Source organism: Streptomyces sp. NPDC051963, assembly GCF_044593495.1.
Lineage (GTDB): Bacteria > Actinomycetota > Actinomycetes > Streptomycetales > Streptomycetaceae > Streptomyces.
The window spans coordinates 138,878-151,977 of the sequence record NZ_JBIUCC010000007.1; the positions used below are offsets into that span (position 1 = coordinate 138,878).

11 protein-coding genes are annotated in these 13,100 nt (G+C 71.5%); 8 read left to right on the forward strand and 3 right to left on the reverse strand.

Features of this window, described 5'->3' with window-relative positions; translation table 11 throughout:
- Positions 1-31 precede the first annotated feature (31 nt).
- The 3 genes from ACIHFB_RS28640 (at position 32) to nudC (ending at position 6,086) form a co-directional block, all read left to right on the forward strand.
- Complete coding sequence (locus ACIHFB_RS28640; RefSeq protein ID WP_365284510.1) at positions 32-3,574, forward strand: ATP-dependent DNA helicase; 3,543 nt, start codon at positions 32-34, stop codon at positions 3,572-3,574.
- A gap of 10 nt (positions 3,575-3,584) precedes the next feature.
- Complete coding sequence (locus tag ACIHFB_RS28645; protein WP_365284512.1) at positions 3,585-4,997, forward strand: dipeptidase; 1,413 nt, start codon at positions 3,585-3,587, stop codon at positions 4,995-4,997.
- A 144-nt stretch (positions 4,998-5,141) separates the two neighbouring features.
- Entirely contained in the window at positions 5,142-6,086 is a 945-nt protein-coding gene (gene nudC, locus ACIHFB_RS28650) for an NAD(+) diphosphatase (RefSeq protein WP_365284514.1), read from the forward strand.
- Positions 6,087-6,149: 63 nt separating this feature from the next.
- Here the strand turns inward: nudC and ACIHFB_RS28655 are convergent, their stop codons facing one another.
- The gene (locus tag ACIHFB_RS28655) at positions 6,150-6,392 is read right to left on the reverse strand and encodes a mycoredoxin (protein WP_365284516.1); all 243 of its coding nucleotides are present in this window, start codon (positions 6,390-6,392) and stop codon (positions 6,150-6,152) included.
- A gap of 184 nt (positions 6,393-6,576) precedes the next feature.
- Here ACIHFB_RS28655 and ACIHFB_RS28660 point away from each other — a divergent pair, with 184 nt between their 5' ends.
- The 5 genes from ACIHFB_RS28660 to ACIHFB_RS28680 all read left to right on the forward strand — a co-directional run bounded on the left by ACIHFB_RS28660 (position 6,577) and on the right by ACIHFB_RS28680 (position 10,485).
- On the forward strand, positions 6,577-8,778 hold the full coding sequence (locus tag ACIHFB_RS28660) for an ATP-dependent DNA helicase UvrD2 (RefSeq protein ID WP_365284519.1): 2,202 nt from the start codon (positions 6,577-6,579) through the stop codon (positions 8,776-8,778).
- 164 nt (positions 8,779-8,942) lie between these two features.
- On the forward strand, positions 8,943-9,269 hold the full coding sequence (locus tag ACIHFB_RS28665) for a hypothetical protein (protein ID WP_365284521.1): 327 nt from the start codon (positions 8,943-8,945) through the stop codon (positions 9,267-9,269).
- Between the two features lie 173 nt (positions 9,270-9,442).
- Complete coding sequence (locus tag ACIHFB_RS28670) at positions 9,443-9,820, forward strand: WhiB family transcriptional regulator (protein WP_365284523.1); 378 nt, start codon at positions 9,443-9,445, stop codon at positions 9,818-9,820.
- Positions 9,817-10,140, forward strand: coding sequence for a hypothetical protein (locus tag ACIHFB_RS28675; protein WP_210585725.1), 324 nt, complete (start codon positions 9,817-9,819; stop codon positions 10,138-10,140). The genes ACIHFB_RS28670 and ACIHFB_RS28675 overlap by 4 nt, the downstream gene beginning before the upstream one ends.
- Before the next feature lie 135 nt (positions 10,141-10,275).
- The gene (locus ACIHFB_RS28680) at positions 10,276-10,485 is read left to right on the forward strand and encodes a hypothetical protein (RefSeq protein WP_365284525.1); all 210 of its coding nucleotides are present in this window, start codon (positions 10,276-10,278) and stop codon (positions 10,483-10,485) included.
- A gap of 6 nt (positions 10,486-10,491) precedes the next feature.
- Here ACIHFB_RS28680 and ACIHFB_RS28685 read toward each other — a convergent pair whose 3' ends face one another.
- On the reverse strand, positions 10,492-11,862 hold the full coding sequence (locus tag ACIHFB_RS28685) for an AarF/ABC1/UbiB kinase family protein (protein ID WP_365284527.1): 1,371 nt from the start codon (positions 11,860-11,862) through the stop codon (positions 10,492-10,494).
- Positions 11,855-13,069 (reverse strand): TOMM precursor leader peptide-binding protein, encoded by a 1,215-nt coding sequence (locus ACIHFB_RS28690; protein WP_365284529.1) that lies wholly within the window; start codon positions 13,067-13,069, stop codon positions 11,855-11,857. The genes ACIHFB_RS28685 and ACIHFB_RS28690 overlap by 8 nt, the downstream gene beginning before the upstream one ends.
- Positions 13,070-13,100: the final 31 nt, after the last annotated feature.

Sequence of the window (13,100 nt, forward strand, 5' to 3'; positions counted from 1 at the left end):
ACTGTCAGTGGCCGCCGCTAGCCTCTCTGAGATGCCCGCCCGTATCACCGATCCCGATCAGCTCAAGGAGCTCCTCGGCATCCCGTTCACCCCGGAGCAGACGGCTTGCATCACCGCGCCGCCCGCCCCGCAGGTGATCGTGGCCGGAGCCGGGTCGGGCAAGACGACGGTGATGGCAGCCCGCGTGGTGTGGCTCGTCGGCACCGGGCAGGTCGCCCCCGAGCAGGTCCTCGGCCTCACCTTCACCAACAAGGCCGCCGGCGAACTCGCCGAGCGCGTCCGCAAGGCACTGATCAAGGCGGGCGTCACCGACCCCGATGTCATCGACCCGGACAACCCCCCGGGCGAGCCGGTGATCTCGACGTACCACGCCTTCGCGGGCCGCCTGTTGACCGACCACGGCCTGCGTATCGGCCTCGAACCGACCTCCCGCCTGCTTGCCGATGCCACCCGCTACCTGCTCGCCGCGCGCGTCCTGCGCGAGGCACCGGGGCCCTACCCGGCTCTGACCCGCTCCTTCCCCGACCTGGTCGGCGACCTCCTCACCCTCGACGCCGAGCTCGCCGAACACCTCGTACGGCCCGAGGAGCTGCGTGCGTACGACGCCGAGCTGCTGCACACCCTGGAGCGCACCAAGCTCACCAACGCCGACCTGCGCAAGGTCCCCGAGGCGGCCGCCGCGCGCCGCGAACTCGCGGAGCTGGTGGTCCGCTACCGGTCCGCCAAGCGCGAGCGCGATCTGCTCGACTTCGGCGACCAGATCGCCCTGTCGGCCACCCTCGCCGGGCTGCCGGAGGTGGGCCGCATCCTGCGCGACGAGTTCCGCGTGGTGCTGCTCGACGAGTACCAGGACACGTCGGTCGCCCAACGCGTCCTCCTGGCAGGCCTGTTCGGCGGCGGCACGGGCCACCCGGTGACCGCCGTCGGCGATCCCTGCCAGGCGATCTACGGCTGGCGCGGTGCCTCCGTCGCCAACCTCGACGACTTCCCCGAGCACTTCGCCCACTCCGACGGCCGTCCCGCCACCCGTCAGGCGCTCAGCGAGAACCGCCGCAGCGGCGGCCGCCTCCTCGACCTCGCCAACGGCCTCGCCGAGCCCCTGCGCGCCCTGCACGCGGGCGTGGAGGCCCTCCGCCCGGCCCCCGGCGCCGAGCGGGACGGCCTGGTCCGCTGCGCCCTGCTGCGCACCCACGCCGAGGAGATCGACTGGGTCGCCGACTCCATCGCCCATCTCGTACGCACCGGGAAGTCGCCCGGCGAGATCGCCGTCCTGTGCCGTACGGCGACCGACTTCGCCGAGATCCAGGGCGCGCTCGTCGCCCGCGACATCCCGGTCGAGGTCGTCGGCCTGTCCGGGCTGCTGCACCTGCCCGAGATCGCCGACCTCGTCGCCGTCTGCGAAGTCCTCCAGGATCCCGGCGCCAATGCCTCCCTCGTCAGGCTGCTGACCGGCCCGCGCTGGCGCATCGGCCCACGCGACCTCGCCCTCCTCGGCCGCCGCGCCCGGCTTCTCGTGTCGCACGCGCGCGTGGGGGCCGACGACGACCCGGACCGCCGCCTCGCCGAGGCCGTCGAGGGCGTCGACCCCTCCGAGGTGATCTCGCTCGCGGACGCCCTCGACACCTTCCTGGAGATGCCGTTCGAGGCCGAGAGGGAGGACGACGGGTTGCCGTTCTCGCCGGACGCGCGCGTGCGGTTCGCCCGGCTCGCCGCCGAACTGCGCGACCTGCGCCGCTCCCTGTCCGACCCGCTGATGGACGTACTGCACCGCGTGCTCGCGGTCACCGGCCTGGAGGTCGAACTGTCGGCGTCCCCGCACGCCCTGGCCGCCCGCCGCCGAGAGACCCTCTCCAACTTCCTGGACATCGCCGCCTCGTTCGCCGCGGGCGACGGCGAGGCCACCCTGCTGGCCTTCCTCGGCTTCCTGCGCACCGCCGCGCAGTACGAGAAGGGCCTCGACAACGCCCTCCCCGGCGGAGAGAACACCGTCAAGGTGCTCACCGCGCACAAGTCCAAGGGCCTGGAGTGGGACGTCGTGGCCGTCCCCGGCCTCGTCACCGGCACCTTCCCCAGCACGCAGGGCCGCGAGAAGTGGACCGCCCAGAGCAAGGTGCTGCCGCACGAACTGCGCGGCGACACCGACACCCTGCCGGACGTCGAGGCCTGGGACTCCCGGGGCCTGAAGGCCTTCCAGGAGGCCATGAAGGAGCACCAGCACACCGAGGAACTCCGCCTCGGCTACGTCACGTTCACCCGCCCCCGCTCCCTGCTCCTCGGCTCCGGCCACTGGTGGGGGCCCTCGCAGAAGAAGCCCCGCGGACCGTCCGACTTCCTCCAGGCGCTGTACGACCACTGCATCGCCGGGTACGGCGAGACCGAGGCCTGGGCGGACGAACCCGCCGAGGACGAGGAGAACCCGGCCCTGCACCGGGCGAACGCCGACCAGGTCTGGCCCCTGCCGCTCGACGACACGGCCCTCGCCCGCCGTCGGGCCGCCGCCGAGACCGTCCTGGCCCACCTGGAGGACCTCGCCTCCCACACCGACGGCCACCCGGCGGCCACGCACGACCCGGACACCTACGACGACCCGGACTGGCCTCCACCGCCGGACGACGACGCCCCCTATGAGGACGCCCTCTATGAGGACGACGCCCCCTTCGACGAGGGGGACATCCCACCGGAGGAGGACTCGGCCGACTGGGACGCCTGGACCGCGAACCGTCCCACCGTCCCGCACCAGGCGACGGCCCCGCACCTCACCGAGCCCTCCGGCGGCACGGAACTCCCGCGCGCCCACCCCTCGGCCCCTCAGGCCCAGGAGCCCGAGCCCTCCCACACCCGCCTCACCCCCGAGGACGCCCGCACCATCGCCTCCTGGGACCGCGACCTCGACGCCCTCACCGGCGAACTCCTGCGCGCCCGGCAGGGCGGCACCGACGTGCCCCTGCCGACGACCCTGACCGCGTCACAGCTGCTGCGCCTGGCCGCCGACCCGGACGGCTTCGCACAGGAGCTGGCCCGCCCCATGCCCCGCCCGCCGCAGCCGGCCGCACGCCGCGGCACCCGCTTCCATGCCTGGGTCGAAGCCCGCTTCGAGGAACTGACGCTGCCCATGCTGGATCCGGAGGAGCTGCCCGGCAGCGAGGCCGAGATCGCCGACGAACGCGACCTGGAAGCCCTGAAGGACGCCTTCGAGCGCACCGCGTACGCGCACCGCACGCCCTACCGCGTGGAGGCCCCCTTCCAGCTCGCGCTCGCCGGACGCGTGATCCGGGGCCGGATCGACGCCGTCTACCGGGAGGGCGACGGCGACGGGACGTCGTACGAGATCGTCGACTGGAAGACCAGCCCCACCCGCACCGCCGACCCGCTCCAGCTCGCCGTGTACCGGCTGGCCTGGGCCGAGCAGCAGGGCGTGCCCCTGGAGTCCGTCAACGCCGCGTTCGTCTACGTACGCAGCGGTGACGTCGTACATCCGCGGGACCTCCCGGACCGGGCCGCACTGGAGCGGCTGCTGACGGACGAGCCGTCGTGTGACGAACCGCCCAGCGAGGATGTCGGTGCGGGCCGATAGGCTCGTGACCATGAGCCAGTCCGTTGACAGTGCCGTCAGCGCCGTCCGCACGTACATCGAGCGGCACCGCGCCGCCTTCCTCGACGACCTCGCCGAGTGGCTGCGCATCCCGTCCGTATCGGCGCAACCCGACCACGCCCCCGACGTGCGCCGCAGCGCCGACTGGCTCGCCGCCAAACTCAAGGAGACCGGCTTCCCCGCGACCGAGGTCTGGCAGACCCCCGGCGCCCCCGCCGTCTTCGCCGAGTGGCCCGCCGACGACCCCGAGGCGCCCACGGTCCTCGTCTACGGTCATCACGACGTCCAGCCCGCGGCCCGCGAGGACGGCTGGGACAGCGACCCCTTCGAGCCCGTCATCCGGGAGAACCGCCTCTACGCGCGCGGGGCTGCCGACGACAAGGGCCAGGTGTTCTTCCACACACTCGGCGTCCGCGCCCACCTCGCCGCGACCGGCCGCACCGCCCCCGCCGTGCACCTGAAGCTGCTGATCGAGGGTGAGGAGGAGTCCGGCTCCCCGCACTTCCGTGCACTCGTCGAGGAGCACTCCGACCGGCTCGCCGCCGACGCCGTGATCGTCTCCGACACCGGCATGTGGGACGAGGACACCCCCACCGTGTGCACCGGCATGCGCGGCCTCGCCGAGTGCGAGATCCAGTTCCACGGCCCCGACCAGGACATCCACTCCGGTGCCTTCGGCGGTGCCGTACCCAACCCGGCGACCGCCGCCGCCCGTCTCGTCGCCGCGCTGCACGACGAGCACGCGCGCGTGGCGATCCCCGGCTTCTACGACGGCATCGTCGAACTCACCGACCGTGAGCGCGAACTCTTCGCCGAGCTGCCCTTCGACGAGGAACAGTGGCTGCGCACGGCCAAGTCGTACGCCACCGAGGGCGAGGCCGGGCGCACCACCCTGGAGCGCATCTGGACCCGCCCCACCGCCGAGGTCAACGGCATCGGCGGCGGCTACCAAGGGCCCGGCAGCAAGACGATCATCCCCTCGTCCGCCATGGTGAAGCTCTCCTTCCGGCTCGTCGCGGGCCAGGACCCCGACCGCATCGAGCAGGCCGTGAGAGCCTGGGCGGCCGATCAAGTGCCCGCCGGGATCCGGCACGAGATCACGTTCGCCCCCGCCACCCGCCCGTGTCTGACGCCGCTGGACCACCCGGCCCTGCAGTCCGTCGTCCGCGCCATGGGCCGCGCTTTCGAAAAACCGGTGCGCTTCACGCGCGTGGGCGGCTCGGGACCGGCCGCCGACCTCCAGGAAGTTCTCGGCGCGCCCGTGCTCTTCCTGGGCATCTCCGTCCCGTCCGACGGCTGGCACGCCCCGAACGAGAAGATCGAGCTGGATCTCCTCCTCAAGGGCGTCGAGACCAGCGCGTACCTGTGGGACGACCTCGCGGAGAACCGGCTCCATGCTCCCTGAGACTTCCGCCCCACCCGGAGATGTGCCCCGCGCGGGGCACACTGGAAAGGCCGCCCCGCACCGCCAAGCCGTCACCACCCGCCGCAGATCCCGTCGAACCGCTCGCCGAAACAATCCGCAGCACCGGGGGAGTTGGAAGCACCCGTGACCACCTGGACCGACCACACCGCCGATCGACCCATCTCGCTCACCGCCCCCAGCGGCATCGACCGCGCCGCACACCACCGGCTCGACGAGGCCTGGCTCGCGGCGGCATGGAGCCACCCCACCACCCGCTGCTTCGTGGTCTCCGGCGGCCAGGTCCTCATAGACGAGACGTCCGACGGGCGCACCGAAATCGTCATGACGCCCTCCTTCGAAGCCCCCCTCACCGAGGCACACCGCTACTTCCTCGGCATCGACGAGGACGGCGTCAGCTACTTCGCCCTCCAGAAGGACGCGCTCCCCGGCCGTATCGACCAGTCCGCACGCCCGGCCGGTCTGCGCGAGGCGGGCCTGCTGCTGTCAGCGCGCGACGCGGGCCTGATGGTCCACGCGGTCGGCCTGGAGAACTGGCAGCGCACCCACCGCTTCTGCTCCCGCTGCGGCGAGCGCACGGTCATCGCCGCGGCCGGCCACATCCGCCGCTGCCAGGCCTGCGGCGCCGAGCACTACCCGCGCACCGACCCGGCCGTGATCATGGCCGTCACGGACGACGAGGACCGCATCCTGCTCGGCCGCCAGGTCCACTGGCCCGAGGGCCGCTTCTCCACGCTGGCCGGCTTCGTCGAGCCCGGCGAGTCCATCGAACAGTCCGTGCGCCGGGAGGTCTTCGAGGAGGCCGGCATCACCGTCGGCCAGGTCGAGTACGTCGCCAGCCAGCCCTGGCCCTTCCCGTCCAGCCTGATGCTCGGCTTCATGGCCCGCGCGACCACGACCGAGATCAACGTCGACGGAGACGAGATCCACGAGGCCCGCTGGTTCTCCCGCGACGAACTGCGCGCCGCCTTCGACTCCGGCGCCGTCCTCCCGCCGTACGGCATCTCGATCGCGGCCCGCCTGATCGAGCTCTGGTACGGCAAGCCGCTGCCGACCCGCAGCACGTTCTGACACGCCGAAAGGCGGTCCCGAGCCGTCTCGGAGACCGCCTTCCGGCGTTGCGCGGTGCTGCGGTTACGCGCCGATCTTCTGCTTGACCTGGGCCAGCGAAGGGTTCGTGAGCGTCGAGCCGTCGGGGAAGAGCACGGTGGGCACCGTCTGGTTTCCGCCGTTCGCCTTCTCCACGAACGCGGCCGACGCCGGGTCCTGCTCGATGTTGATCTCGTTGTACGTGATGCCCTCGCGGTCCAGCTGGCTCTTCAGCCGACGGCAGTAGCCGCACCACGTGGTGCTGTACATCGTCACAGTGCCCGACATGTGTCTCGCGCTCCTCAGCGGCTCGGGGGACGGGTGGTCGCAGAGAGGGAACGTACGCGACCGGGCCACCATTCCCGCCGGGGGTATGCCCGCGGACGTGACGCCTGCCGCATTAGTACGACTACGGGTGCCTGCCTGTGGACAACCGACTCACCCGTCTCCGGCGACCTGGCAGCATGGCCGTGTGACAGCAGCAACGCACTCCACCCTTTTCCCGCAGGTACCGGACTCGGCCGACGCGGTGCTCGAAGGGCTCGACCCCGAGCAGCGCGAGGTGGCCACCGCCCTGACCGGCCCGGTGTGCGTGCTGGCGGGCGCCGGCACGGGCAAGACACGGGCGATCACCCACCGCATCGCCTACGGAGTGCGTGCCGGAATCCTCCAGCCGTCCACCGTGCTGGCCGTCACCTTCACCAACCGTGCCGCCGGGGAGATGCGCGGACGCCTGCGCCAGCTCGGCGCCGCCGGAGTCCAGGCCCGCACCTTCCACTCGGCCGCCCTGCGCCAGCTCCAGTACTTCTGGCCGAAGGCGATCGGCGGCTCCATGCCCCGGCTCGTCGATCGCAAGATCCAGCTGGTCGCCGACGCGGCCGCCGCTTGCAGCATCCGCCTCGACCGGGGAGAGCTGCGGGACGTCACCGCCGAGATCGAGTGGTCCAAGGTCACCCAGACCGTCCCCGCCGACTACGCGCCCGCCGCCGCAAAGGCCGGCCGCGAAATCCCCCGCCACCCGGCCGAGATCGCCCAGCTCTACGCCGCCTACGAGGACATCAAGCGCGGCCGCGCCCTCATCGACTTCGAGGACGTCCTGCTGCTGACCGTCGCCGTCCTCCAGGACCGGCACGACATCGCCGAACAGGTCCGCGCCCAGTACCAGCACTTCGTGGTCGACGAGTACCAGGACGTCAGCCCGCTCCAGCAGCGCCTGCTGGAGCTGTGGCTCGGCGACCGGGAGAGCCTGTGCGTGGTCGGCGACGCCAGCCAGACGATCTATTCGTTCACGGGAGCAACCCCGGACCACCTGCTCGACTTCCGCACCCGCCACCCCGGTGCCACCGTCGTCAAGCTGGTCCGTGACTACCGCTCCACCCCGCAGGTCGTCCATCTGGCCAACGGCCTGCTCGCCCAGGCCCGCGGTCGCGCCGCCGACCATCGCCTGGAGCTGATCTCCCAGCGCGCTCCCGGTCCCGAGCCCGGGTACACCCAGTACGACGACGAGCCCGCCGAGGCCGAGGGCGCCGCCCGTCGCATCCGCGAGCTCATCGCCGCGGGCACCCCGGCGAGCGAGATCGCGATCCTGTTCCGCACGAACTCCCAGTCCGAGACCTACGAACAGGCCCTCGCCGACGTCGGAGTGCCCTACCAGTTGCGGGGCGCCGAGCGGTTCTTCGACCGGCCCGAGGTCCGCAAGGCGGGCGTCGCCCTGCGGGGAGCGGCCCGCTTCGGCGGCAACGACTCCCTGCTCGATGACGCCGTCGACCTTCCCTCCCAGGTGCGTGCCGTGCTCTCCGGCGAGGGCTGGACGCCACGGCCCCCGGCGGGGTCCGGTGCGGTCAGGGAGCGGTGGGAGTCACTGGCCGCGCTGGTGAACCTCGCGGAGGACTTCGTCGTCGCCAGACCCGGCGCCACCCTCGGCGACCTCGTCGCGGAGCTGGACGAGCGGGCGAACGCCCAGCACGCCCCGACCGTCCAGGGCGTCACGCTCGCCTCCCTGCACTCGGCCAAGGGCCTCGAATGGGATGTCGTCTTTCTGGTGGGCGTCGCCGACGGCATGATGCCGATCACCTATGCGAAGACCGACGAGCAGATCGAGGAGGAACGCCGGCTCCTCTACGTCGGCGTGACTCGCGCTAGAGAACGGCTACATGTTTCCTGGGCGATGTCTCGCGCGCCCGGCGGTCGCCCGAGCCGCAAGCCGAGCCCTTTCCTCGACGGGCTGCGCCCCGGTTCGACCACCGTCGCCGGTCGCGCCGCAGCAGGTGGCGCCGGAGGCGTCGAGCGCGGCTTCACCACCACCGGCTCCACTGCCGTCGTGCCGCGACGCACGCAGCGCAGTCCGGCCCGCTGCCGGGTGTGCGGGCGCACCCTCACCGAGGCCGGCGAGATGAAGCTGATGCGCTGCGAGGACTGTCCCTCCGACATGGACGAAGGCCTCTACGAGCGGTTGCGCGAATGGCGCGCGGAGCAGGCGCAGCGCAGCGGCCAACCCGCCTTCTGCGTCTTCACCGACAAGACACTGATGGCCATCGCCGAGACCGTGCCCGACGACGACGGCGAGTTGGCGCGGATCCCGGGCGTCGGCATGCGCAAGCTCAAGCGCTACGGCGCCGATGTGCTGGCCATCTGCGCAGGCCGGGAGGGGCCGGGGGAGGAAGACGAGGACTGACTCGAACTCGTCGAAAAAATAGTTTGCGCATGCCCCAGCAATCCCCATAGGTTCTTAACCACGGCAGCGGAGGCCTTCTCGGAGGCCCCAATTCCGTGTTGTACTTGCATACCCGTCGGACTGGTTCATCCAGTCCCCCGAGACGCCGAGAGGAGGCGAGTCCAGTGATCAGCATCAACGCCAGCTCCATCAGCACCGTGAAAATGACCGATCGCTCGGTCGTCGCCTCCCTGTGCATGCTCGGCGCCTCGAACCTGGGCACCGGTCTGTCCGGCATTCGTGCCGCGCGTCCGGCGTCCTCCGTGTCTCCTGCGGGCCTTCCCGTGAGCGAGCGCAATGAGCGACCGACCAAGGCACTGGAAGCGGCAGTAGTGGCACAGGCGAAGGCCTATGCCTCTGCGGCGACCGGTGCCGGATTCCGGAAGCAGACGACGCAGCACCACCAGATGTGGGCCTTCCGTGGGCCAGAACCCTGGAGTGATCCAGCCTGATTGATCAGGCCGGCGCCTTCAGGGCCGCGGAACCCCATCCGGGATCCGCGGCCCTTTTGTTTGTCCCCGACCAGGGACGGCAGAGCGAAGGGGCCTCGGGACAAGAGCAGAACCCGGTACCAGCCGACCACCGGCCCAACAGGGCCGGACCGACCAGACGAGGAAGACCAACCGTGCAACTCGAAGCGCACGCCCCGTCCGTACCGCCTTCCGACACGATCCCCAAGCCCGGCCCCACGGAGGACTCCACCTTGACCCCGCTCACTCCGCTCACTGCGCTCACCGCGCTTGACGACGCCATCGAGAACCTCGGCGTGCCCGTCCCCTGCCGTTCCTACGACCCGGAGGTCTTCTTCGCCGAGTCGCCGGCGGACGTCGAGTACGCCAAGTCCCTCTGCCGCACCTGCCCGCTGATCGAGGCCTGCCTCGCCGGCGCCAAGGAGCGGCGTGAGCCCTGGGGCGTCTGGGGTGGCGAGCTGTTCGTCCAGGGTGTCGTCGTTGCCCGGAAGCGGCCGCGTGGTCGCCCGCGCAAGAACCCGGTCACGGCATGAACACCGCAGGAACGATCGACCGCCCCCATACGCACGACCCCAAGAAGCAGGCCCCGATGAAGCCGTCCACCAACGAGCCCGCAGGCTCCGCGACCGAAGACGTCACCACCACCGGCGCGATCGACTCGCGTCAGAACAGGACCCGAGAGATGCAACTCATCCCAGAAGCGCTCGCCCGTGCGCATATGCACGAGCGCCTGCAAGAGGCCGAGCGGGACCGCCAGGCCGTGCGCCTGGTGGCTGCCCGCCGGATGCAGCGCCGAGCGGAGCGTGCCTCGCTGCGCGCCCGTCGTGCGCTTGCCGTGGCCGTCATGCAGTGATCGAGAACACCTGAAGCGGTGGCCTCCCGACCAGGAGGCAACAGCTTTCCCGCGGGGGCCGGTCCGTCCGAACGGACCGGCCCCCGCGGTGCGTTGTGCCCGCCGATCGGCCGGTCACGGCGATATCGTCACCGGGTGACGAGTCTTCCCGGAGGCAGTGACAACAGCGGCTCCGCCACGGAGCCGACCTCCCTCGTGTGCGCCCGCTGCGGCACCCGGTCCCCGGACCCGCAGCCCACCTGGACCTGCTCCGTGGAGAACGGAACCCGCCAGTACTTCTGCGACACCTGCTCCCGGGACAACCTCAGGGCGATCGAGGGTCGGCTGGACTCGGCCTGGTGGTGAGCCGGCTCACGCCTCCGCGGCCGTCTCCTCCTCGTCCAGAACCTCCTGCGGTACAAACCCCGGCAGCCACTCCTCCAGTTCCTCACGCAGTCGTACCGTCGCGCCGAGCTGGCACAGCACACCGATCGTGCTGAGGGTCACACGGTGTATCAGGAGGTACGCCGGGGGAAGGTTGAGCTGCTTGCCCAGCTGGTATGCGGGGGAGCGGGGGTCGGCGACCCGGGCTGCCTGGCTGCGCATCCAGCCGCGGGCGAAGGTGAACTCATCGACGCGGGCCGGCTCGATGATCGGGAGGAGATAGTCGAGGACCGCGTCGGGGTCCAGCTCTATCGTCTCCTTGACGAAGCCCTCCGTGCACAGGAGTTCGTAGACCGCCTCCGCCTCGCCGTCGAGGGTCATGCGCAGGGAGTCGCCGATAGGGGTCGGCAGTCCGCCCGGGAGACGGTCGACCGTGCCGAAGTCCAGCACACCCAGACGCCAGTCGTCCTTGCCGTCCGGGCCGCCGGGCAGGAGACGGAAGTTGCCCGGGTGGGGGTCGGCGTGCAGGAGGCCGGTGCGGGCGGGGCCGGAGAAGAGGAAGCGGGCCAGGAGCTGGCCGGCGCGGTCGCGCTGGTCCTGGGTGCCGTCCGAGATGATCTCCGACAGCGGGGTGCCGTCGATCCACTCGGTGATCAGGACCTGCTCGCACTGGTGGACCACGCCGGGCACCATGAAGTCCGGGTCGTCCGCGAACTCATCGGCGTGGACCTGCTGAGCCTGGGCCTCCAGGTCGTAGTCCAGTTCCTCCGAGACCCGGTCACGCAGCTCCGCGATGAGGGGCTTGATGTCCATCCCCGGGATGAGTGGGCCCAACAGGCGGGCAAAACGGCTCAGTTGGTTGAGATCGGACAGCAGGGCCTCGCCGGCGCCCGGGTACTGCACCTTGACCGCCACCTCGCGGCCGTCATGCCACACCCCCCGGTGCACCTGGCCGATCGACGCCGCCGCGGAGGGCTTGTCCTCGAATTCGAGGAACAGGTCGTGCCAGTCCTCGCCGAGCCGCTCCGCCAGCACGGTGTGCACGGTGCGGGTCGGCATCGGCGGGGCCGCGTCCTGGAGCTTGGTCAGTGCCGCCCGGTAGGGGCCGGCGACTTCCTCGGGCAGCGCGGACTCGAAGACGGACATGGCCTGTCCGAACTTCATCGCCCCGCCTTTCAGCTCGCCGAGGACCTTGAACAGCTGCTCCGCGGTGCGTTGTTGCAGTTCGCGGCCGACGATCTCCGCGGACTCACCGACGATCCGCTTGCCGAGTCCCCAGGTCGCCCGCCCGGCGAAGCCGAGCGGGAGCGCGGCGAGCTTGGCGGTCCGGGTGACCGCCTTCCGGGGAAGATCAGACATGCGCCCTCCAGGTCCCAGCCAGCCGCGCCGCGTGTGTCGTACGGCGTAACTCCTTCGACGGTCGTTGCTCTGCCATTGTCTCGTGTGACTCCTCGTCCTCCGAGGAGTGTGCCCCTTTAGCTTTCTCCGCGGCGCCGCACGGGCATGCGGGATGGGCCCAGATCGGGCGCGCATGCCAGTGGAGGCCGGGCAGGGAGACCTCCCAGCGGGCCCCGGCGCTCGATGGCAGGTGGCCGTCCAGAAAGGCAAGTGCATGCGTGGCCGCGAGCCCGGCGACCGTGGTGGCCAGCGCCAGATCACAGGGTCCCACCTGCCGTTGTTTCCCCGAGCGCCACTGGGCCACCAGGCGCGGCCAGGCCGGATCCCGGTCCGTGCGCCCCTCGTGCAGACAGCCGGCGCAGCCGGTCTCCCCGGGCAGGACGAGGGGGCCGACCATGCCGGTTCCCTCGACTACACCGGCGTACAGATGAGGCGTACCGGAGGTGATCAGTGGTTCGGCGGTGGCGGGGACGGGTGCGTGCACGCCGACGTCGTCCCGTGGGGCGAGGACGACCAGGGAGAAGCCCGGGTCGCCGTCATCGGGCGGGGACTGCGGGCCACGGCGTGGCGGGCGGTCCGGTGCCGCCCGGCGTGCGGCCCGGCGAGCCGCGTCGGCCCTGCGCTCGCCGACCGACTCGGCGGGCAGCCCGCCCGGTGCGATGTCCCATGGCTCGACGAGGCCGCCGTCGAGCACGTCCACTTCGCCGACGCCCGCGCCCGACAGCAGGGAGGCCAGGACCGCTCCCACCCGGCCCGCGCCCCGCACCTGGACGCGCAGGGAGCGGCGGGCCGCCAGTTGTCGTAGGGCGTCGCCCGGTCCGGAGGTGGTCAGGGTCAGGGAGGCCAGATCGGGCCGCAGCCGGTCGAGGACCTCCTTCTTCCCGCGCAGTTCGTCGGCCGCCGGGCCGCCGCCCTGTGCGTCGTCGACGAGGCCGGCCCGCGCCAGCCGCTCCACCAGCTCGTCGACATGACCGTCCGGAAGATCCATCCGCCGTCCCTCTTCGCGCAGCAGCGGAAGTCCTCGCGTGCCGTTGAGCAGATCGAGAAAGCTGCCCGTCGCCGTGTCCATCGGACCCAGCGTCATCGCGTGCGCCGGTGTCATCCCGAACTGCACGGTGTTGAGGTCGCGCCAGCCGCGCCTGAGCGCGGGCTTCACCCTCGGATGCATGTCAGGCCCCCGTAGCCCCGTTAAAGATCCC

What these genes read in the sequence shown, in the direction of transcription:
- ACIHFB_RS28640 (WP_365284510.1), top strand. Translation starts at nt 32, where the DNA reads ATGCCCGCCCGTATCACCGATCCCGATCAGCTCAAGGAGCTCCTCGGC.
- ACIHFB_RS28645 (WP_365284512.1), top strand. Translation starts at nt 3,585, where the DNA reads ATGAGCCAGTCCGTTGACAGTGCCGTCAGCGCCGTCCGCACGTACATC.
- ACIHFB_RS28655 (WP_365284516.1), bottom strand. Translation starts at nt 6,392, where the DNA reads ATGTCGGGCACTGTGACGATGTACAGCACCACGTGGTGCGGCTACTGC.
- ACIHFB_RS28675 (WP_210585725.1), top strand. Translation starts at nt 9,817, where the DNA reads ATGAACACCGCAGGAACGATCGACCGCCCCCATACGCACGACCCCAAG.
- ACIHFB_RS28685 (WP_365284527.1), bottom strand. Translation starts at nt 11,862, where the DNA reads ATGTCTGATCTTCCCCGGAAGGCGGTCACCCGGACCGCCAAGCTCGCC.
- ACIHFB_RS28690 (WP_365284529.1), bottom strand. Translation starts at nt 13,069, where the DNA reads ATGCATCCGAGGGTGAAGCCCGCGCTCAGGCGCGGCTGGCGCGACCTC.